Annotated in this window: 17 protein-coding genes; 10 read left to right on the top strand and 7 right to left on the bottom strand. The window is 69.2% G+C overall.

What is annotated here, in order from left to right; all coding sequences use genetic code 11:
* Positions 1-160 precede the first annotated feature (160 nt).
* From RHOOR87_RS0112075 to dnaE, 3 genes are all read left to right on the top strand, one after another.
* Positions 161-364, top strand: coding sequence for a hypothetical protein (locus RHOOR87_RS0112075; protein WP_015447101.1), 204 nt, complete (start codon positions 161-163; stop codon positions 362-364).
* Between the two features lie 67 nt (positions 365-431).
* Positions 432-971: a TlpA disulfide reductase family protein gene (locus tag RHOOR87_RS0112070; RefSeq protein WP_007512027.1), complete on the top strand. Its 540-nt coding sequence runs from the start codon at positions 432-434 to the stop codon at positions 969-971.
* Between the two features lie 111 nt (positions 972-1,082).
* Positions 1,083-4,622: a DNA polymerase III subunit alpha gene (gene dnaE / locus RHOOR87_RS0112065; RefSeq protein WP_027485152.1), complete on the top strand. Its 3,540-nt coding sequence runs from the start codon at positions 1,083-1,085 to the stop codon at positions 4,620-4,622.
* 121 nt (positions 4,623-4,743) lie between these two features.
* On the opposite strand, the gene RHOOR87_RS0112060 is transcribed toward dnaE, so the two are convergent.
* Positions 4,744-5,118, bottom strand: coding sequence for a YajD family HNH nuclease (locus RHOOR87_RS0112060; RefSeq protein WP_027485151.1), 375 nt, complete (start codon positions 5,116-5,118; stop codon positions 4,744-4,746).
* A gap of 159 nt (positions 5,119-5,277) precedes the next feature.
* Here RHOOR87_RS0112060 and RHOOR87_RS0112055 point away from each other — a divergent pair, with 159 nt between their 5' ends.
* From RHOOR87_RS0112055 to RHOOR87_RS0112035, 5 genes are all read left to right on the top strand, one after another.
* Positions 5,278-6,234: an acetyl-CoA carboxylase carboxyltransferase subunit alpha gene (locus RHOOR87_RS0112055; RefSeq protein ID WP_015447098.1), complete on the top strand. Its 957-nt coding sequence runs from the start codon at positions 5,278-5,280 to the stop codon at positions 6,232-6,234.
* Between the two features lie 63 nt (positions 6,235-6,297).
* Positions 6,298-7,032 (top strand): NYN domain-containing protein, encoded by a 735-nt coding sequence (locus RHOOR87_RS0112050; protein ID WP_007512021.1) that lies wholly within the window; start codon positions 6,298-6,300, stop codon positions 7,030-7,032.
* Positions 7,029-8,333: a tRNA lysidine(34) synthetase TilS gene (gene tilS / locus RHOOR87_RS0112045; protein ID WP_027485150.1), complete on the top strand. Its 1,305-nt coding sequence runs from the start codon at positions 7,029-7,031 to the stop codon at positions 8,331-8,333. Before RHOOR87_RS0112050 ends, tilS begins: the two co-directional genes overlap by 4 nt.
* Before the next feature lie 75 nt (positions 8,334-8,408).
* A complete protein-coding gene (locus RHOOR87_RS0112040; protein WP_007511994.1) occupies positions 8,409-8,666 on the top strand; it encodes an exodeoxyribonuclease VII small subunit in 258 nt (85 codons plus the stop codon).
* Complete coding sequence (locus RHOOR87_RS0112035) at positions 8,650-9,549, top strand: farnesyl diphosphate synthase (RefSeq protein WP_015447096.1); 900 nt, start codon at positions 8,650-8,652, stop codon at positions 9,547-9,549. Before RHOOR87_RS0112040 ends, RHOOR87_RS0112035 begins: the two co-directional genes overlap by 17 nt.
* 66 nt (positions 9,550-9,615) lie before the next feature.
* Here RHOOR87_RS0112035 and RHOOR87_RS0112030 read toward each other — a convergent pair whose 3' ends face one another.
* Positions 9,616-10,017 (bottom strand): DUF4870 domain-containing protein, encoded by a 402-nt coding sequence (locus tag RHOOR87_RS0112030; RefSeq protein WP_015447095.1) that lies wholly within the window; start codon positions 10,015-10,017, stop codon positions 9,616-9,618.
* Between the two features lie 238 nt (positions 10,018-10,255).
* Positions 10,256-11,623 carry a metalloprotease PmbA gene (gene pmbA / locus RHOOR87_RS0112025; protein ID WP_027485148.1) on the bottom strand — a complete coding sequence of 456 codons (1,368 nt, stop codon included), beginning with the start codon at positions 11,621-11,623 and terminating at the stop codon, positions 10,256-10,258.
* 107 nt (positions 11,624-11,730) lie between these two features.
* On the opposite strand from pmbA, the gene RHOOR87_RS0112020 reads away from it, so the two are divergent.
* A complete protein-coding gene (locus RHOOR87_RS0112020; RefSeq protein WP_007511986.1) occupies positions 11,731-12,000 on the top strand; it encodes a DUF1653 domain-containing protein in 270 nt (89 codons plus the stop codon).
* Positions 12,001-12,029: 29 nt separating this feature from the next.
* The gene (yjgA, locus tag RHOOR87_RS0112015; RefSeq protein ID WP_007511983.1) at positions 12,030-12,581 is read left to right on the top strand and encodes a ribosome biogenesis factor YjgA; all 552 of its coding nucleotides are present in this window, start codon (positions 12,030-12,032) and stop codon (positions 12,579-12,581) included.
* Between the two features lie 313 nt (positions 12,582-12,894).
* Here the strand turns inward: yjgA and RHOOR87_RS0112005 are convergent, their stop codons facing one another.
* From RHOOR87_RS0112005 to rng, 4 genes are all read right to left on the bottom strand, one after another.
* Entirely contained in the window at positions 12,895-14,280 is a 1,386-nt protein-coding gene (locus RHOOR87_RS0112005; protein WP_231381784.1) for a cytochrome C, read from the bottom strand.
* Between the two features lie 335 nt (positions 14,281-14,615).
* A complete protein-coding gene (tldD, locus tag RHOOR87_RS0112000; protein ID WP_027485146.1) occupies positions 14,616-16,055 on the bottom strand; it encodes a metalloprotease TldD in 1,440 nt (479 codons plus the stop codon).
* 61 nt (positions 16,056-16,116) lie between these two features.
* Positions 16,117-20,106, bottom strand: a complete 3,990-nt coding sequence (locus RHOOR87_RS0111995; RefSeq protein WP_027485145.1) for a YhdP family protein — start codon at positions 20,104-20,106, stop codon at positions 16,117-16,119.
* A 36-nt stretch (positions 20,107-20,142) separates the two neighbouring features.
* On the bottom strand, positions 20,143-21,615 hold the full coding sequence (gene rng, locus RHOOR87_RS0111990; RefSeq protein WP_007513409.1) for a ribonuclease G: 1,473 nt from the start codon (positions 21,613-21,615) through the stop codon (positions 20,143-20,145).
* Positions 21,616-21,631: the final 16 nt, after the last annotated feature.

Here is a 21,631-nt window from a genome sequence, read left to right as displayed (position 1 = left end):
CGGTCTATGCAACTTTCTCCCGATCGGGAGCATCATTGACATCAGGGAACGCCACCCGCACGGACGCATCCGCAGCAGCAGCGATGTCCAGCCGGCGCCGACCCGCCGACCCGCTGCCACAGGTGCCTCGATGCACCACGCAGACCGCAGGAGTCGTGCCATGATGCCTCCGTCCATCCGCCCATCCGTTCCACCGATGCCGGCCAGCATGGCCGTGCCCGAGTCGGTCCATCTCGCACCCGACGGCGTCGACGAGGCGCTGCCGCTGCATGCCGACTACAACCTCCGCCCGCTGGCGGTGAACAGCCTGGAGCATTACGTGTTGCCCGCCGGGGAGGATGGCGAACGCTTCCGCGTCCGCTGAGGCGCGCCGCTTCCCCTGCCCCGGGCATCCCGCTACGCTGGCGGCATACCACAGGGAGATGGAAGACATGCGCCGCCTCGGCATCGCACTGCTCGGACTGCTGTTCTGCCTGGCCGCCCATGCCGGCGTGCAACCGGGAGATGCACCGCCAGACGCGCTGGGCACGACCCAGGACGGCAAGACGGTGAGCGTCTCGTCGCTGCATGGCAAAGTGGTAGTGGTCAGCTTCTGGGCCACCTGGTGCGGCTACTGCATGAAGGAACTGCCGATACTGGCGGGCCTGCAGACGCTGGCAACCGAGCGTGGCCTGCCCCTGCAGGTAGTCACCATCAATCACGAAGAAGACCGGCAGACCTACGTGCGGACCGTTCGTGCCCTGCGCCCGCGCCTGCCCGGCCTGCTGATGACCTGGGACCGCGACGGCACCCTCGGCAAACCGTACGGCACCGACAAGGGCATCCCGGTCATGGTGATGCTGCATCGCGACGGCACCGTGGCCCATGTGCACGTGGGCTATGGCGAAGACATGCTGGACAGCCTGGTCGCCGAGATCAACGCACTGCTGGCCGAGCCGGCACCGCCGGCGGTGGCCGTCGCGCCGGGCTGAGCGGCAAGCTCCGGCGAGGCGCCGCCGCGCTTCGCGCAAACCGCACGGAAGTCAATCTTGCCGCTGGACAAGGTGCCGGGTAGCCTGCGGGGACTCACCGCGCAAGAACGCATGACCGTCCGCTATACCCACCTGCACCTGCACAGCGAATACTCGCTGGTCGATTCGACCATCCGCATCAAGGCGCTGGTCGCCGCCTGCGTGCGCGACGGCATCCCGGCGCTGGCGCTGACCGACGACAGCAACATGTTCGCGCTGGTGAAGTTCTACAAGGCCTGCAGCGCCGCCGGCATCAAGCCGATCGGCGGCTGCGACCTGTGGATGGCCGCGCCGGACGACCCGCGCCCGTGGCGGCTCACCCTGCTGTGCCAGCACCGCGCGGGCTATCTCAATTTGTCGCGACTGGTTTCGCGCGCCTGGCAGGAAGGCCAGCACCGCGGCCGTGCGCTGGTCGAGGCCGGCTGGCTGAGCGTCGATGCCAGCGACGGGCTGATCGCCCTGCTCGGCCGCGAGAGCGAAGTCGGCCGCCTCGCGCTGAACCAGGGCAACGAGGCCGCACTGGCGAAGCTGCGTCCGCTGGCGCGGCTGTTCCCCGAGCGGCTGTACCTGGAGCTGACCCGCTGCGGCCGCGAGGGCGAAGAAGCCTGGAACACCGCCGCGCTGGCGCTGGCCGCCGAACTGGGCCTGCCGGTGCTGGCCAGCAACGACGTGCGCTTCCTCACCCAGGACGATTTCGGCGCGCACGAGGCGCGCGTGTGCATCCAGCAGGGCCGCGTGCTGGCCGACCCCAAGCGCCCGCGCGACTACAGCGACCAGCAATACCTGAAGACGCCGGAGGAAATGGCCGCGCTGTTCGCGGACCTGCCCGAGGCGCTGGAAAACACCGTCGAACTGGCGAAACGCTGCACCCTGGAACTGAAGTTCGGCACCTACTACCTGCCCGACTTCCCGGTGCCCGCAGGCCACGACCTCGACAGCCACATCCGCGAGCTGGCACGGCAAGGTCTCAAGGAACGCCTGGCCAACGCGCCGCTGGCCGCCGACCACACGCTCGCCGACTACCAGGCGCGGCTGGAGCGCGAGCTGGACGTCATCGTCAAGATGGGCTTCCCCGGCTACTTCCTGATCGTGGCGGACTTCATCAACTGGGGTAAACAGAACGGCATCCCGGTTGGCCCCGGCCGCGGTTCCGGTGCCGGCTCGCTGGTGGCCTGGGCGCTGAAGATCACCGACCTGGACCCGTTGCAGTTCAACCTGCTGTTCGAGCGCTTCCTCAACCCCGAACGCGTGTCGATGCCCGACTTCGACATCGACTTCTGCATGGACCGCCGCGACGAGGTGATCGACTACGTGGCGCGCAAGTACGGCCGCGACCGCGTCAGCCAGATCATCACCTACGGCTCGATGGCCGCCAAGGCCGTGCTGCGCGACTCCGGCCGCGTGCTCGGCTTCGGCTACACCCAGGTCGACCGCATCGCCAAGCTGATCCCGGCGCGGCCGCTCGACCTCACGCTGTCGTGCGCGCTGGGCCGCAGCGAGAAGGCGAAGAAGGAGCCCGAGCGCGTCGTCAAGGAATTCTGCGAGCTGTACGAGCAGGACGAGGAAGCGCGTGCGCTGATCGACCTGGCGCTGAAGCTCGAAAACCTCACCCGCAACGCCGGCAAGCACGCCGGCGGCGTGGTGATCGCGCCCAGCCCGCTCACCGACTTCGCGCCGCTGTACTGCGAAGCCGGCGGCGGCGGCGTGGTGACCCAGTACGACAAGGACGATGTCGAGGCGGTCGGCCTGGTCAAGTTCGACTTCCTCGGCCTGCGCACGCTGACCATCATCGACTGGGCGGTGAAGGCGATCAACGCGCGCCGCGCGAAAGCCGGCGAGGCCCTGCTCGACATCTCGGCGCTGCCGCTGGACGACCCGGCGTCGTACGAGCTGCTGAAGAAGGCGCAGACCGTCGCGGTGTTCCAGCTGGAATCCTCCGGCATGCAGCGCATGCTGAAGGACGCGAAACCCGACCGCTTCGAGGACATCATCGCGCTGGTGGCGCTGTACCGCCCCGGCCCGATGGACCTGATCCCCAGCTTCGTGGCGCGCAAGCACGGCCGCGAGGACGTGGAATACCCCGACCCGCGCGTCGAGCCGATCCTGAAAGAGACCTACGGCATCATGGTCTACCAGGAACAGGTGATGCAGATGGCGCAGATCGTCGGCGGCTACTCGCTCGGCGGCGCCGACCTGCTGCGCCGCGCGATGGGCAAGAAGAAACTCGAGGAGATGGCCAAGGAGCGCGCCAAGTTCCGCGAAGGCGCGGCGAAGGACGGCCTCAGCGGCGAGAAGGCCGATTCCATCTTCGACCTGATGGAGAAGTTCGCCGGCTACGGCTTCAACAAGTCGCATGCCGCCGCCTACGCGCTGGTCTCCTACCAGACCGCCTGGCTGAAGGCGCACTACCCGGCCGAGTTCATGGCCGCGACGATCTCCTCGGACATGGACAACACCGACAAGGTGGTGACCTTCCTCGACGAGTCGCGCGCCATCGGCATCGCCGTGCAGCCGCCGGACGTCAACGCGTCCGAGTACATGTTCGTGGCAGTGGAACCGAAGGTCATCCAGTATGGCTTGGGCGCGATCAAGGGCGTCGGCCAGGGCGCCTGCGAAGCCATCGTCGCCGAGCGCGCCAACGGCAGGTACGCCGACCTGGCCGACTTCTGCCGCCGCGTCGATCCGACCCGGCTCAACCGCCGCGTGCTGGAGGCGCTGATCCTCTCCGGCGCTCTGGATGCGCTCGCCGCCAACCGCGCCAGCCTGATGCTGCAGCTGCCCGACGCGATCAAGGCCGCCGAACAGCACCTGCGCGACCGCCAGTCCGGCCAGAACGACATGTTCGGCGCAGCGATGGGCAACGCCACGCCGGTGCTGAAGATCGAGTTGCCGACCGTGCCCGAATGGCCGCTGGAGCAGAAGCTGCAGGGCGAGCGCGACACGCTCGGCCACTACCTGTCCGGCCATCCCACCGACCCGTGGAAGGACGAGCTGGCGCAGCTGTCGACCTGCCCGCTCGGCGAGATCGCCGACCGCTACCAGCCGCCGAAGCCGCGCAAGAACGACCACGACGACGGCAACCGTTTCCGCCGCGGCCCCGACACGCCATGGACCGTCGCCGGCATGGTCACCGCCGTGCGCAAGCGCGGCGACAGCGACGCGTTCGTGCGGCTGGAGGACGGCAGCGGCATCATCGAGGTGAGCTTCTTCGGCGAGCTGTACCAGCAGATGGCGCCGCTGCTGACCCGTGACGAGATGCTGGTGGTCGACGGCGGCCTGCGCATCGACGACTTCTCCGGCGGCGGCTTCCAGCTGCGCGCGCGCAGCGCCTGCTCACTGGCCGACGCCTGCCGCCGGCACGCGCGATTGCTGCAGCTGAAGTTGAACGGCATCGGCCCGGGTTTCGTCGGCCAGCTGCAGCAGGCGCTGGCCGGCTACCGCGGCGGCCGCACCAGCGTGACCCTGCACGGCTACCGCAACCGCCATGCGCAGGCCGATCTCGAACTCGGCGAAGCCTGGCGTGTGGAAGCCATCCCGGAGCTGCTGCGCACCGTGCGCGCGCTGCCCGGCGTGCAGGCCGCGCGCCTACGCATCGTCAAGCAGCAGGACTGAGCCGCTTCGCCCCCGCAGGAGCCCGCTCGCGGGCGATGCTTTGAAAGCCCGGATGACCAGACATTCGTCTGTTGAGAGCCGGAATTCGCAAAAGCAAAAAGCATCGCCCGCGAGCGGGCTCCTACGGCTTGCCTCGTTCCATCATCGCCTTCAAATCCGCGAACGGATTGCCGGTGGCCGGCGCCGCCGCCTCCACCGCCATCACCCCACCGCGCACATGGTCGATGTACCGCGCGTGCTCGTTGTCGTGGCAGTACACGCACAACAGTTCCCAGTTGCTGCCGTCCGGCGGGTTGAAATCGTGGTCGTGGTTGCGGTGGTGCACGGTCAGTTCCTGCAGGTTGGCGCGGGTGAACTCGCGCGCACAACGACCGCACACCCACGGGTACATCTTCAGCGCGCGCTCGCGATAGCCCAGTTCGCGCTGTTCGGCGGCGTGCCGGGCCTCGGCCACGATGCGGTCGAGTTTCGCGTTGTCGATGGGCTTGCTGGGCATGGCGAGGATCCGGCGGCGGCGTTCGATGGGGCGGACGATAGCGCAACCGCCCGGCCTGCGGCAGGCATCTGTCGATCCCGTCACAGCCATACGGCGGCGTTCTCGCGTTTTTCTGCGGGACGGTATACTGAGTCGCTTCTGTGCCATGAATAGCAACGAATGAACCCCAACTTCCTCGATTTCGAACAACCGATTGCCGAACTGGACGCGAAGATCGAAGAGCTTCGCCACGCCAGTGACGGCCAGGCGTTCAACATCGAGGATGAGGTGGGCCGCCTGCGCGAGAAGCTGAAGATCAAGACCGCCGAGATCTTCCGCAACCTCAACTCGTGGCAGACCACCCAGCTCTCGCGCCACCCGGCGCGGCCGTACACGCTGGACTACATCGGCGTGATCTGCGAGGAGTTCCACGAGCTGGCCGGCGACCGCATGTACGCCGAGGACGCTGCCATCGTGGGCGGGCTGGGCCGCATCAACGGTCGACCGGTGGTGATCATCGGCCACCAGAAGGGCCGCAACACCAAGGACAAGGTGCGCCGCAACTTCGGCATGCCGCGCCCCGAGGGCTACCGCAAGGCACTGCGCCTGATGAAGATGGCCGAGCGCTTCGGCCTGCCGCTGCTGACCCTGATCGACACCCCCGGCGCCTACCCCGGCGTGGGCGCCGAGGAACGCGGCCAGAGCGAGGCGATCGCGCGCAACCTGCTGGAGATGGCCGAGCTGAAAGTGCCGATCATCTGCACCGTGATCGGCGAGGGCGGCTCCGGCGGCGCGCTGGCGATCGGCGTGGGCGACCGCACCAATATGCTGCAGTACTCGACCTATTCGGTGATCTCGCCGGAAGGCTGCGCCTCGATCCTGTGGAAAAGCCCGGACAAGGTGAAGGACGCCGCCGAGGCGCTGGGCATGACCGCACCGCGCCTGTTCGAACTGGGCCTGGTCGACAAGCTGATCCGCGAACCGCTGGGCGGCGCGCACCGCAACCCGCGCTCGATGGCGATCCGCCTGAAGGCGGTGCTGCTGAACCAGCTCGACGAACTGCAGGCGATGCCGCTCACCGATCTGCTGCAGCAACGCTACCAGCGGTTGCGCGGCTACGGCGCGTACCAGGAATAGCCGCCTGCAGCCGGCCCGGCCGCGCGCTACCATCGGCGGCATTCCCGCCGCCGGTAGCCGACCATGGCCCACGACAAGCTCGCCGTACTGATCGACGCCGACAACGCCCGCCCGGCGATCGTCGAGGGCCTGCTGGCCGAGGTGGCCAAGTACGGCACCGCACACGTCAAGCGCATCTACGGCGACTGGACCAAGCCCGATCTCAGCGGCTGGAAGGAAGTGCTGCTGCGCCATTCGATCCAGCCGATCCAGCAGTTCCGCTACACCGTCGGCAAGAACGCCACCGACTCGGCGATGATCATCGACGCGATGGACCTGCTCTACGCCGGGCGCTTCGACGGCTTCTGCATCGTCTCCAGCGACAGCGACTTCACCCGGCTTGCCTCGCGCATCCGCGAATCCGGCCAGACCGTGTACGGTTTCGGCGAGAAGAAGACGCCCGAGCCGTTCCGCACCGCCTGCGACAAGTTCATCTACACCGAGGTGCTGGCCGGCATCGCCGAGACCGAGACCGCGGCGGCGCCGAAGCAGCGCTCGGCGAAGGAGCTGCGCGGCGACACGCGCCTGATGAACCTGCTGCGCGGCGCGCTGGAGGCCGCCTCGGACGACACCGGCTGGGCCAGCCTGGGCACCATCGGCAACATCATCAGCAAGCAGTCGCCCGACTTCGACTCGCGCAACTACGGCTACGCCAAGCTCAGCGGCCTGATCAAGGGGATCGGCCTGTTCGACACCGAGGAACGGCAGATCGGCAACGGCAAGCACCTCTACGTGCGGCCCCGCGAAAGCAGGAAGTGAACGAGCCGCTGCACCAGCACCTGCAGGCCGCACTGGCGTCCATGCCGTTGCCGGCAGGGCTGTGCGTGGCGTTCAGCGGCGGCCCGGATTCCAGCGCCCTGCTGCATGCGCTGGCGCAGTTGCCGGCCGCACGCACGCACGGGCTGCGCGCGCTGCATGTCGACCACGCGCTGCACCCGGACAGCGCGGCATGGGCGGCGCACTGCGAGCGCTTCTGCGCCGCCCTGGACGTGCCGTGCGAGGTGCTGCGCGTGCGGGTCGACGGCGACACCGGGCTGGGCGTGGAAGCCGCCGCACGCGACGCGCGCTACGCCGCGCTGGCGATGCAACTGCGCGAAGGCGACTGCCTGCTGCTCGGCCACCATCGCGACGACCAGGCCGAGACGGTACTGCTGAAACTGTTGCGCGGCGCCGGACCGGAAGGACTCGGCGGCATGCGCGCGCTGCGCCCGTTCGGCCGCGGCCAGCTGTGGCGCCCGCTGCTGGCGCTGTCGCGGCGGCAGTTACGCGATTACGTGGCGGCACACCGGCTCGAATGCATCGACGACCCCTCCAACGCCGACACCCGCCTCGCGCGCAACCAGCTGCGCCACGAGATCCTGCCGCGGCTGGCGCGGCACTGGCCGCAAGCAGTGGATTCGATCCTGCACAGCGCCGCCCTGTGCCGCGCCGCGGCGGACGCACTGCAAGCGCACTGGCTGGCCGCCTTCGACGCGCTGCACGACGCGGCCAGCGGCAGCCTCGACGCCCACGGCTGGCTGGCGCTGGCGCCGGCGCTGCGCGAGCCCTTGCTCGACCACTGGCTGCACGCGCGCGGCCTGCGCGCCCCCGGCAAGGCGCAGCGCCGGCAGATCGAACGCCAGTGCGGTGCGCGTGCCGGCCAGCTGCCATGCGTCCGCTGGGCCGGTACTGAACTGCACATCTGGAAAGGCCGGCTGTGGGCGCTGCCGCCCGGGCGCGCCGTCGACGCCGGCTGGCAGGTGCGCTGGCGCGGCGAGCCGCTGGCACTCCCCGACGGCGGCGAGCTGACCCTGGCCATCGAGGACACCCGCCTCGACGAGCCGCTGCTGGTGTGCCTGCGCCGCGGCGGCGAGCGCATCAAGCCCGACGGCGACGCGCACACGCGCGAGCTGCGTGACCTGTTCCAGCAGGCGCAGCTGCCGCCGTGGCGGCGCCACGCCTGTCCGCTGCTGTACGCCGACGACGAGCTGGTCGCGGTGGCCGACCGCTGGATCAGCGCCCGTGGCGCGGCAATTTTCCGCCAGGCCGGCACATCGCCGCGCTGGCGCGCGGGGCGCTGATCCAGGTCACGCCAACGCCGCTCCGCAGCCCGCGCAGATTGATTCCGGACAGCCGCTGCGCTAGCGTTGCGGGCCATGGCCAAGACCGCTCCCACCCCCGGCAAGACCCCGCCCGCCGCCGATTTCGAACACTCCCTCGACGAGCTGGAGCAACTGGTCGCGAAGATGGAGAGCGGCGAGATGAGCCTGGATGAATCGCTGGCCTCGTTCGAGCGCGGCATCGGCCTGTTCCGCCATTGCCAGCAGTCGCTGGAGCAGGCCGAACTGCGCGTGCGGCTGCTGCTCGACCCCGAAGCCCCCGACAGCGCCGAACCGTTTGAACCCGAACTCTGAGCTTGGCCCCGCCCTGCAGTCGCTGATCGCCCGCGCCGAACAGGCGCTGGACCACAGCCTGCCGCCGGCCGACTACTCCCCCGCCGAACTGCATCGCGCGATGCGCTACGCCGTGCTCGGCGGTGGCAAGCGGCTGCGCCCGCTGCTGGTCTACGCCGGCGCGCATGCACTGGGCGAAGACGGTCCGTCGCTGGATGCCGCCGCATGCGCGGTGGAACTGATCCACGCCTACTCGCTGGTGCATGACGACCTGCCCGCGATGGACGACGACGCGCTGCGCCGCGGCCGCCCGACCTGCCATGTGGTGTTCGGCGAGGCGATGGCGATCCTCGCCGGCGACGCGCTGCAGGCGCTGGCGTTCGAGATCCTCGCCGACGATGCCGCACGCCGCGCCGACGCGGCCACCGGCGTCGCCATGCTGCGTGCGCTGGGCCGCGCCTGCGGCGCCGAGGGCATGGCCGGTGGCCAGGCACTGGACCTGGCGGCGGTCGGCCAGGCGCTGACGCTGGACGCACTGGAACACATGCACGCCTGCAAGACCGGCGCGCTGATCCGCGCCTCGGTGCAACTGGGCGCGCTCGCAGCCGGCGCCGACGCCAACGCGCTGCAGGCGCTGGACCGCTACGCGCACGCGGTCGGCCTGGCCTTCCAGGTGCGCGACGACATCCTCGACGTGGAAGGCGAATCGGCGGTGATCGGCAAGACCGCCGGCAAGGACGCCGCCGCCGCCAAGCCCACCTTCCCCTCGATCATCGGCCTCGACGCCTCGCGCGCGCGACTGGCCGAGCTGACCGACGCCGCGCTGGCCGCGATCGTCCCGCTGGGCAAACGTGCCGGGCTGCTGGAAGAACTGGCGCGGTACGCCGCCCATCGCCGCTACTGAAGCCCCTCGCGCCGCACGAAAAAGGGCGGCTTGCGCCGCCCTCGTTTCACCGCAGCGTCGACTGGCTCAGCTGACCAGCCGCAGCGTGAACGGGTAGCGGTAGGTGGTGCCTTCGTTCGCCTTGATCGTGGCGATGATCACGAACACCACCCAGCCGACCGCCAACACCGCCAGCAGCAGGAAGCCGATCAGGATGAAGCACAGGATCCAGCTCACCACGGCGGCGATCCCCACGGTGATGTTGAAGTTCAGCGCTTCCTTGCCCTGGTCGTTGACGAACGGCATGGTGTCCTTCTTGATCAGCCAGATCACCAGCGGCCCGATGATGCTGCCCAACGGGATGATCACGCCGACCAGCGCGGACAGGTGCGCGAACATCGCCCATTGACGCTCCTCGGCGGAAGGCCCCCCGGCCATCGGCGGCTCGCTCGGCGGGGGCGGAATGACGGACTCGGGTGGAACGCTCATGCGCATCTCCTTGTAGTGGGAACTTGCGTCGACGGCTCGCCGGCGACTGGCCGGTTGCGCCGATGCTAGCAAGGCTCGCGTCGCTTTGCCGCATGAATCTGCGAGCCGTCAACGCCGGGGCGCGCCCTGTGCGCGATGTTCTTGTCTCTTTGCTCCTGCTGCATCCAGGGCAGAGAGCATCAGAGGCAAGAGCTTTGAGGGCGACAAGGGGGCAACCGCACTCTTACGGCAATCGCTACTACTCGCCCGCCACGGTCATGCGCTCGAGCAGGATCGAGCCGGTGAGGATGTGCGAGCGCGGGTCGACGTCGGCGCCCACCGCGACGATGCCGGCGAACATTTCGCGCAGGTTCGCCGCGATGGTGATGCCCTCGACCGGGTAGGCGATCGCGCCGTTTTCCACCCAGAACCCCGCCGCGCCGCGCGAATAATCGCCGGTGACGGTGGACACGCCCTGGCCCATCACTTCGGTCACCAGCAGGCCGTTGCCCAGGCGCTGCAGCATGCCGTCGAAGTCGCTGCGCTCGCCGTCGACGCTGCCCGGCTCCACGATCAGGTTGTGCACGCCACCGGCATTGCCGGTCGATGGCAGTCCGAGCTTGCGCGCCGAATAGCTGCCCAGCACGTAGCGCGCCAGCACGCCGCCCTCGACCAGCGCGCCGTCGACGGTGGCCACGCCCTCCGCGTCGAAGTTGCCCGAGCCCTGGCCGCGCGGCAGATGCGGCCGCTCGTCGATGTTCAGCCACGCCGGCATGATCCGCTTGCCGGCGTGGTCGAGCAGGAAGCTGGCCTGGCGGTACAGCGCGCCGCCGCTGACCGCGCCGAGCAGATGGCCGACCAACCCGCGCGCCAGCTCCGGCGCGAACAGCACCGGGCACTGCCGCGTCGACAAGCTGCGCGCACCCATGCGCGCCAGCGTGCGTTCGGCGGCCTTGTCGCCGAGCGCCTGCGCACTGATGAAATCGCCGGCAGCGCGCACGCTGTCGTACCAGTAGTCGCGCTGCATGCCGTCGCCCTCGCCGGCGATCAGCGCCAGCGACAGCGCATGCCGCGTGCCGCGCTCGCGCCCGACGAAGCCGTGCGAATTCGCGTACACCGACAGCCCTTCGCCCGCCTGCACGCTGGCGCCGTCGGAATTGCTGATGCCGGCATGGGCGCGGCCGGCGTCCTCGATGGCGACGCCCAGCGCGATCGCCTGCGCGGTGTCGATGGCCCACGGATGCCACAGGTCGAGATCGGGAAACGCGGTGGCCATGCGCGCCGCATCGGCCAGCCCGGCGGCCGGGTCGGCCTCGGTGTAGCGGGCGATCGCGCAGGCCTGCTCCAACGTGGCCTGGATCGAATCGGGGTGGAGATCGGCGGTGCTGGCCGAGCCCTTGCGCTGGCCGAAATACACGGTGAGCCCGAAACCGCGGTCGCGGGTGTGTTCCACCGTTTCCACCTCGCCCAGGCGCACGTTCACGCTCAAGCCCGTGTCAATGCTCGCCGCCACCTCGGCCTGGCTGGCGCCGGCGGCGCGGGCGCGGCGGATCACGTCCTCGGCCAGCTCCGCCAGGCGATCAAGCTCGTAAAGACTGCGGTCCTGGCTGATGGCAACTTCGCTCACGTTCGGGTTTTCCTGAGAGATAGGCGGGTAGAATAAGCGGTTCGCGACCGCCGACCCCGAAACGTGGGGGCGCGGCGGCGAAATGAAAAGAGCTGCGGAGAACGTCCATGCAACCCACCGCCGGCATCTATCGTCACTACAAGGGTCAGCGCTACCGCGTGCTGGGCACCGCCCGCCATAGCGAAACGATGGAACCGCTGGTGGTCTACCAGGCGCTCTACGGCGATCACGGCCTGTGGGTGCGCCCTGCCGCGATGTTCAGCGAGACCATCGAGCTGGACGGCGAGCCGATCGCCCGCTTCGCGCTGGAACAGGCCGAGCTGGACCCGGCCGGACCAGGCCCGACCGGGCTAGCCAGCAACGACCCGCACGCCTGATCCACCCGTTTTTCCTCTGGAATGAACCCGTGAGCCCGAGCCGCAGCCGCAACCAGACCGAACTCGACGACGCGGACTACGGCCCCAGCCGTACCCAGCAGCGCCGCGAGGCGCTGGCCATCCTGACCCTGGCCGGCCAGCTGATCGAGTTGCCGCCGAGCAAGCTGGCCAAGCTGGCCCTCCCCGAAGACGTGCGCCGCGAGGTCGACGTCACCCGCCGCATCACTTCGCACGGCGCGAAGAAGCGCCAGCTCGCCTTCCTCGCCAAGGTGATGCGCCGCTACGGCGACGAGGACTTCGCCGCCGTGCGCGCCGAACTCGGCGAGAACCGCGAGAAGCAGCGCCAGGAAACCGCCGCGATGCACCGCCTGGAGGCGATGCGCGACCGGCTGGTTGCCGAGGACGAAAGCGCGCTCTCCGAACTGATCGCCGAGCATCCGCAGGTCGATCGCCAGCACCTGCGCTCGCTGGTGCGCCAGGTGCGCATCGAGAAGGACACGCCGAACAAGCCGCCGCGGGCGTACCGGGAGATCTTCCAGTTGCTGAAGGATCTGCAGGCGGGCGATTCGGCCGAAGGCTGACGCATCAGCCCGCAGGAGCGCTCCTGTCCACAAGGGACTTCCTTTGGTCGTGCGCGATGCCCTTGGCTCTCCGTGGCATTCAGAACAAAGGGCCTTCGGCCACTTGCGGCAGCCGAAAGCCCTTCGCTTTAGCTCCACCAGTCAAGCATCGACATAACTTCGCGGCAATCGCCCTTCGACTTCACTGCGCCTGCCCTGGGCTCGTCGAAGGACTCATGGCCAACGAACTCTGTTGCCATATGGACGTCCATCTGATCCCAATGGGCATCCGTGACCGCTTGCACCAGCACCGCCCATTTTCATCGACGCACGCTCAGATCGCCAGCCACACGTAGAAGTAGAGTGTGTTGTTGTCGCTGGCGTTGCGTCCTGCTCCGTCGATGTTGTGCACGCGTCCGCTGAAACGGTTGAAGTACGTGTACTCCAGGCCCAGCCGCACGTTGGCCCACGGCTGCGCCCACGAGTTGGACTGGCCAAACGGGCTGTAGCCGAGCTCGATGCTTTCGCCCTGGGTGTTCGGTGAGCCGTCGTTGCCGTAGAGCGTGGCGTCCTTGCTGCCGTTGTCGACGAAGGTTGCCAGGGTCACGCCGTAGGTATGGCGGTACCAGTAGCTGGCCTTGAGGTTGAGCGACTGCAGGCTGTTGCGCAGATGGTCCGATCCGCCACCGCCGTAGGTGGCATCCAGGCGCTGGTTCTCGTGGACGTACAGTCCGTCGACGGTGATCGCGTGATCGTCCTTGATGTACATGTAGCTGGCATCGATGCCGAAGTCGCGGAACCGGTCCGTCGGCCCGGGCAACGCCACCGCGTCACCGGCCGCGTTGGTGCCGACCTGTCCGCGGCGCATGTTCAGCATGAAGCCGCCGAGGGAGACGCTGCCGGTGGGCAGGTTCCACGTATAGGCCAGGCGCGCATAGGGCGTGACCCCGCTCAGGCGGCCGTCGAAATGGCCATTGACGCTGCGCAGGAAGGCCGGCGACAGCGAGCGATAGCCGCCCAGCTCCATGTACCAGGCGCCGTCCAGCTGCATGTAGGCGCTGACACCGACCACCTGGGCGGCGAGGCCGCCGAGCAGCATCGGCTGGGCGGGCGCCCCGGGGGCCAGGTCGGCCGACATGTAGGGGTACTTCCACGCCGGTGCGGTGTTGAACACGTCGCTGACGGTGGGGTTGTTGTTGAGCGAGATGCCCCAGATGCCGCTGTGGCTGCCATGGCTGAACATGCGCGCATAGCGCCAGTCCATGTTGTCCCAGCCGAGCAGGCCGCCGTTCTCGGAGTAGGTCGCCTGCGCGAAGACGCCGATATGCTCGCTCAATCGGCCGGCCAGGAACGCCGACGCCTGCTGCAACTCGGTGTTGTTGTTGGTGCCGAAGCCGTTGGCCGGGGCCTCCGGCTGGGCTTTCTGCGTGTGGGTGAACGACTCGACCAGCATTGCCGAAAGCGGCACGTCGGTCTGCTCGCCGACCTTCATGGTGTAGCCCATCAGCTTGAACTGGCGTCCGAACTGGGTGAGCTCCGGCCCGAAGCCGCCCACATGGCAAGCCACGCAGGGCTGCTGGGTCTGTCGCGCGTACGAGGGCACCGCCGATGCCAGGGTGGGTATCCCCAGCCATGCGAGCGCGATCAGCGCGACCCAGCGCGGTGGTCGAGCGAGGGCGGTGAACCAGCTCGAAATGAGGCTATTCTGGCAAGTGTTCATGACATGCTCCCCACGATTCCAGTGTGATGGCTGGATGCAGGCGCAGTCTTTGCCGATCGGATGACCCCGATATTGACGTCCATCAAACGCCGGCGATACGTCTCTCGCGCGCAATGTCGCAGGCGCTGCAGCAGCACACGGAATATCGCCGGGCCATCACGGGCGCACCCGATCGGCGGCCACCGGCGCAAGGAAAGCATGCAGGAAATTGCGAATCGCCGCGCTGGGACATCTGCGCAAAACTCGCTCGGAGTGCACGTTCGAGCGATCGCTTCCGGCCGATGGCGGACATGAGCTGCGCATGCGTGAGTACGCAAAGAGAAGGTGACTCGGCCCTACGCCGCCGTACCACCCACCGTCATCGCATCAATCTTCAACGTAGGTTGCCCCACGCCCACCGGCACGCTCTGCCCGTCCTTGCCGCACACGCCGACGCCCTCGTCCAGCGCCAGGTCGTTGCCGATCATCGAGACGCGGTTGAGCACCTCGGGGCCGGAGCCGATCAGCGTGGCGCCCTTCACCGGGCGAGTGATTTTCCCGTCCTCGATCAGGTAGGCCTCGCTGGCGGAGAAGGTGAACTTGCCGTTGGTGATGTCGACCTGGCCGCCGCCGAAGTTCGGCGCGTACAGGCCCTTCTTCACCGAGCGGATGATCTCGGCCGGGTCGTGCGATCCAGCGAGCATGTAGGTATTGGTCATGCGCGGCATCGGCAGCGCGGTGAAGGATTCGCGGCGACCGTTGCCGGTGGGTGCCATGCCCATCAGGCGCGCGTTGAGCTTGTCCTGCATGTAACCCTTGAGGATGCCATCCTCGATCAGCGTGGTGCACTCGCTCGGGGTGCCTTCGTCGTCGATGCTGAGCGAGCCGCGTCGACCGGGCAAGGTGCCGTCGTCGACGATGGTGACGCCCTTCGCCGCCACGCGCTGGCCGAGGCGGCCGGCGAAGGCGGAGCTGCCCTTGCGGTTGAAGTCACCTTCGAGGCCGTGGCCGATCGCCTCATGCAGCAGCACGCCGGGCCAGCCGGGGCCGAGCACCACGGTCATCTGGCCGGCCGGGGCGTCGACCGAATCCAGGTTCACCAGCGCCTGGCGCACCGCCTCGTCGGCGAAGCGCAACGCGCGGCCGTTCTCGATCAGCTCGCGGTAGCCGTAGCGGCCGCCGCCACCGGCATAACCCTGCTCGCGCCGGCCGTTCTGCTCGGCGATCACCTGCACGTTGATGCGTACCAGCGGGCGCACGTCGGCGGCCAGAGTACCGTCGGAGGCGGCGATCAGCACGGTGTCAATGGTGGCGGCCAGGCTGACGATGACCTGCCGGATGCGCGGATCGCGCGAGCGCGCGTACGCGTCGACCTCGCGCAGCAGTGCGATCTTGTCGGGGTTGGGCAGGCTCTCGACCGGGTCGAGCGCCGGGTACAGCGCGCGTACGCCGTTCAGCGCCAGCGGCTTGCCGGCGCCCTGGCCGTCGCGGGCGATCGCGCGGGCGGCCCTGGATGCCTCCAGCAGCTGCGGCAGCACGATCTCGTCGGAATAGGCGAAGCCGGTCTTCTCGCCGCTGATCGCGCGCACGCCCACGCCCTGCTCGATCGAGTGGCTGCCGTCCTTGACGATGCCCTCCTCCAGCGTCCACGACTCGCTGCGCGAATGCTGGAAGTACAGGTCGGCAGCATCGATCGATGGACCCATCAGCTGGGTGAACACGCGGTCGAGGTCGCCGGTGGCGATGCCTCCGGGGAACAACAACTTGCTTTCGGCAAGGGCGATCAATGAATCCATGGGGGTCAGCTTGCCTATGGTCGAACCTGGACTATCCCACATGGGGCTCGCGCCGGCGGCTTTAAAGCCTGGAGGCGGGCGGCGGAACCGAGCTTGGCGCGGCCGGCAACACGGCGCTGCCGGCCGCTGCCGGCAGGCCGAGCGCAGGCAGCTGCGTCGCGCCCCCGCCGGCAGCCGGCCGGCTGCCGGCGGGGTTGAGCAAGGGCGCTGCCGGCGGGGGCATGCTGCCGCGCTTCTCGACCAGGGTGATCACCGGCTCATCCCAGCTGCCGGTGATGCGGTAGCGCGCGCTGGCGGCCTGGTTGAGGCCGCGGCCAAGAATGCCCTGCACGGCGAAGCCTGCCGCGGCGCCGACCGGGCCGCCGACCATCGCGCCCACCAGCGGCAGGCTGTTGCCGACGTGCGGCACCACCACCATCTGCTGGTCGTAGTCGCGCGCGCGCAGGCCGGTGCGACCGTTGACGCTGATGTTGGCGGCCGGGCCGACGATCGACAGGTTGTCGGTGATGGCATTGCCGTTGGCCAGCTTGAAGTCGCCGCTGATCGAGTCGAACGCCAGCCCCTTGCCGAATACGTCGCCGAAATCCAGGGTGAGCCGGCGCGGCAGCTCGGTCAGCGAGACCAGCCCGAGCAGCCGCCCCACGCCGGGCGAGGTTGCCTCGGGGATGCGGCCGTCGTCGACGCGGATGCTGAGGGTGCCGTCCATGGTGGCCAGCGCCAGCCCGCTGGGCGCGCCCGGCCAGCTGGCGTCGAGCTGGTCGCGCGTCTTGCCGCCGTTGACCAGCCCGTCGAAACCGAGTGCGCCCAGCATCGCGCCGAGATCCTCGGCGGCGAAGTTGATCTTCATGTGCGTGTGGCTGTTGCTGGCATTGCCGTTCCAGTCGCCGCTGCCGGTGATCTGCACGCGGCTGGACAGCGCGCGCAACTGCTCGATGTGCAGGCCTTCGGCGGTGGGCCAGGTCTCCAGGCGCGCTTCGCCGAGCTTGGCGTCGCCCATGCGCAGGTCACCAACCCACACGTGGAACGGCGGCAATGCCGCCGGGTTGATGCCGGTGTTGGCCGGGTCGGGCGCCGGCGCCGCCGGTGTCGCGGCGGCCGGCAGCGCGGCGCCGGCATCGGGCTTGGGTGGATGGCTGGCGGCTTCGGCGCCGGGGTCCTTCGGCCAGTACAGCCGCTTCAGCCGCGCGGTGATGCCGCGCTTGTCCAGTTCCTGCCTCGGGATGCTGTAGTTGCCGAGCATCGCCGGGCCGTCCACGTCCACGCTGAGCAGATCCGCCTGCGGCGTGGCATGCAGTTTCAGCGCGCCCAGCTCGCGACCGAACCACTCGGTCTGGTCGGCGCTGACCTCCAGGCTCTCCAGCCCCGGCCCATCGCTGCCGCTGCCGGCCGCCACGTGCTGCACCCAGCCGGTGACGTCGAGCCGGCCGGCATGGCCGCGGATGCGCAGGTCGCGCGATGGCAGTTCCGCGGGCACCCGGCTGCCGAACGCAAGGGTGCCGGCCAGCGGGCGCTGCGCGTCGGCCAGGCGCAGGTAGCCGCGCATCGCATCACCCAGGCCGAGCCGCAGCTCGCTGCCCTCGATTGGCAGACTCATCGTCAGGTGCAGCGGCAGGCTGGCCGCCGCCGGCTTGTGCAGCGGCGCGGGCAGCTCCAGCGCGATGCCGTCCAGCGGCGAGTCGACGCTGAGCGTCTGCGCCAGCGCGTCGCGACCCGGCACGCGGGCGATGGTGAAGCCGATGTCGAACGCGCCACGCCCGTCGCCCAGCTTGCCGATCCAGTCCAGGGTCGGATAATCCTGCACCAGCTCGGCCAGGCGGTAGTTGCCGTGCAGCTGCGCCGACAGCACGGTGGCCGGGTCGCTGTTGGCCCCAGCGATCGCCAGTTGCAGGGTCGACGGCTGGCCGCGGAAGCCGGCGTCCAGCGGGCCGGCGCGCATGCCGTGCAGGTCGAAGCTGAGCGGGCCGTTGAGCTTGTCCAGCTGGAGTTTCCACGCCGGCGCGCTGAGGTCGGCGTCCTTCAGCTCGGCCAGGCCGTCCAGCCGCGGCTCGCCGAGACCCTCCTTCAACGGCAGTGCCAGGTGGAAGCCGAACGTGCCGCTGCCGCCCAGCTTCAGCTTGGCCAGAGTGTCGGCCTCGCGGCTGGCGATCGGGCTCTTGCGCACGAACTCCATCAGGCTGGCGCCGTTGCCGCTGCCCTGCACGTTGAGGTCGAGCAGCGCGTCGTGGAAATCCGGGATCAGCGCGACCGCCCGGTCCGCCTTCACGCCCAGCGCGTGCCCGCCGTCGGCCTCGACCAGCATGCCGTTGTCGATGAAGTTGGCCACGGCGCTGACGCCTTCGGCGCGCGGCCAGCCCTTGCCGTAGTCGAGGGTGAGGTCGCCGATCACCGCGCGCGCCTCGAAGCGGCCTTCGTTGTGCCGGAACGGCCAGTCGCGCAGGTCGCCGCGCAGCAGCACGTCGGCGTGGTCGAGGCGGCCGGCGACCAGGGCGCGGTCGAGCCAGGCAACGGTGCCGGGCGACATCGAGTCGATCGGCCAGAACAGCTTGGCGGCGACCACGTCGGCCTGCGTCAGCTTCGCGTACATCTCCATGAACGGGGCGCCGCCCTGCGCCGGCAACATCAGCTCGCCGCGGGCCTGGCCGGCGTAGCCGGCGCCGTTGAAGTCCAGTGCGTCAACGCCAATGTGCCAGTCGCCGTCCTGCGGCCAGAACGCCAGCGTGCCGGCCAAACGCGACAGCACGAACGGCTGGCGGAAGGTGTGTGGGAAGGCCAGCGTGGTGGCCTGGGCGGGCAGTTCCAGCGACAGCGCCTCGGCGTCGCCGCGCAGCTCGCCGTGCAGGCTGCTCACGCCCGGCAGCTTGCCGACCGGGTCGATGCCCAGGCCGCTGAACGCCAGCTCGACCGAACGCAGGCCCTGTGCGCGGCTCCAGTGCAGCACGAGCCGATCCAGCACGCCGCGCGGATGGCCGCTGCCCAGCCACTGCGCCAGCGCCGGCGACAGCGCCGGCTTCAGCGCCAGCCACGGCAGCAGCGGCGCCAGCTGCAGCTGGCGCGCGGCCACGTCCACGCTGGCGTTGCCGCTGCCCTGGCGCAGGTTCAGCGCCAGGGCGCTGCCGTCGTCGCCAGCCCAGCGCAGGTCGTAACCGTCGTCCGCGTGGCGCACGCCGGCCAAGCCGTGCAGCGAGGCCACGCTGGCCTTGCCGCCAGCCGGCGCGGTCACCGCCAGCGTGTCGAGGTCGAAACGGATCAGGCTGCGGCTCAGCTGGCCGTTGCGCCAATCGAGCCAGGCATTCAGCTGGCCGCGACCGTGGTCGATGGTGTAGCCACCCAGGTCGATGCCGTCCAGCAGCGGTTTCAGCTCGGCGCCACCCACCTCGACCCAGACCTGGCCCGCACTGCCGTCGTCGCGGAAGCGCCCGGCCGTGCGCAGCGCGGCGCTTACCCCGTCGCGCCGCAGCACACCGCCGAAGCGGATCTGGTTGCCCTGGTGGCTCAGCCGCAGCTGCTTCGACAGCAGCGTGTAGTGCTTGCCCAGGGTGGCGTCGGTGACCACCACGCGCAGGTCTTCCAGCCACAGGTCGGCCGACAGCCGGCCCGGCGACAACGGTTGCCGTGCGCTGTCGCCGGCCACGCCGATGCCGTTGACATGCCAGCCGCCGGCGTCGCGCAGCAGGTCCAGCTGCAGGCCGCGCACGTGCAGGTTGAGCAGGTGCCGCGACGGCAGCAGCCAGCCGCCGAAGTCGAGTTTCAGCTCCGATTCGGGCAGCTGCAGCACGGCACCGCTCTCGCCGGCGGCCGCGCCGACGCTTACCCCATGCATCACGAACACCGGGCCGGAGCCAGTCCAGCGCCCCTCCATCGAGGCGAAGCTGACCGGCCGCTGCAGCCGCGCGCTGAGCTGCGCGGCCACCCAGTCCGGATGCCGCGCCAGCAGCGGCAGCAGCAACTGGGCCAGCGCCGCGACCACGGCAAGCAGGATCAGCGCCACCCCGGCGACCCAGCCCGACGCGCGCGCGCAACGATGCAGCCGGCGCCGCCACAGCGCGTTCACGCGCGGCGGTTCCGCATGGATGGGCAGCCGCCGGAATTACAGCAACACAACATCAAACTGTTCCTGCGAATAATGCTCTTCGGCCTGGAAGCGTATGCTCTTGGAGATGAACTCTTCCAGTTCGGCCACCGCGCCGGATTCCTCTTCCAGGATCCGGTTGACCACCGCCGGGCTGGCCATCACCAGCAGCTTCCGCGCGTTGAACTGGCGCACCGCGCGGGTGATCTCGCGGAAGATCTCGTAGGTCACCGTTTCGGCGGTCTTCAGCACGCCGCGGCCGTTGCAGGCCGGGCACGGCTCGCACAGCTGGCGGGCCAGGCTTTCAGTGGTGCGCTTGCGGGTCATCTCAACCAGGCCCAGCGCCGACATCGGGTACACCGTGGTCTTGGCGTGGTCGCGCGCCAGCCCCTTGCCGAGCATGCGCAGCACCTGCCGCTTGTGCTCCTCGTCGCTCATGTCGATGAAGTCGATGATGATGATGCCGCCGAGGTTGCGCAGGCGCAGCTGGCGCGCCGCCGCCTGCGCCGCCTCCAGGTTGGTGCGGTAGACGGTTTCCTCCAGGTTGCGCGTGCCCAGGTAGGCGCCGGTGTTGACGTCGATGGTGGTCATCGCCTCGGTCTGGTCGACGATCAGGTAGCCGCCTGACTTCAGCGGCACTTCCTTCTTCAGCGCGCGCTGCATCTCGTCCTCGACGCCGTACAAGTCGAAGATCGGCCGTTCGCCGTCGTAGTGCTCGACGCGGTCGTCCAGGTTCGGCATGAACTTGTGCACGAACTTGACCACGTTCTCGAACGTCGCGCGCGAATCCACCCGCACCTTCTCGATGTCCTCGTTGAGCATGTCGCGCAGGCTGCGCAGCGGCAGCGACAATTCCTCGTACACGCGCTCGCCGACCTTCGCCCTGGCGATGTTCTCCTGCACCACCCGCCACACCTTGCCGAGGTAGGTCACGTCGAACGCCAGCGACTCGGCGCTCTGCCCCTCGGCATTGGTGCGCACGATGTAGCCCAGCGGAGTGTCGCCGAGCAGCGGGGTCAGTACCTCGCGCAGGCGCTGGCGCTCGGCCTCGTCCTCGATCCGCGCGGAAATGCCCAGCGTGCGCGCGTACGGCAGCAGCACCAGGTAGCGCGAAGGGATCGACAGGTGCGCCGACAGCCGCGCGCCCTTGGTGCTGATCGGGTCCTTGACCACCTGCACCACGATCTCCTGGCCTTCGTGCACCAGTTCGCTGATCGAGGGCAGGTGGCCGTTGCCGTTCGACTCGGCGCCCTCGGCCGGTGCCGGGCGCACGATGTCCGAGGCGTGCAGGAACGCCGCGCGCTCCAGCCCGATCTCCACGAACACCGCCTGCATGCCCGGCATCACCCGCTGCACGCGACCCTTGTAGATGTTGCCGACATAGCCGCGCCGCGACGCCCGCTCGACGTGTACCTCCTGCAGCATGCCGTTCTCGACCACCCCGACCCGCGTCTCGCGCGGGGTCACGTTGATCAGGATTTCTTCGCTCACCGCATACTCCCCCGGA

The sequence above is a fragment of the Rhodanobacter sp. OR87 genome (assembly GCF_000473345.1).
Classification (GTDB): Bacteria; Pseudomonadota; Gammaproteobacteria; order Xanthomonadales; family Rhodanobacteraceae; genus Rhodanobacter; species Rhodanobacter denitrificans.
Note: the sequence above shows the minus strand (reverse complement) of the source record. Positions and strands in the feature narration are given on the sequence as shown.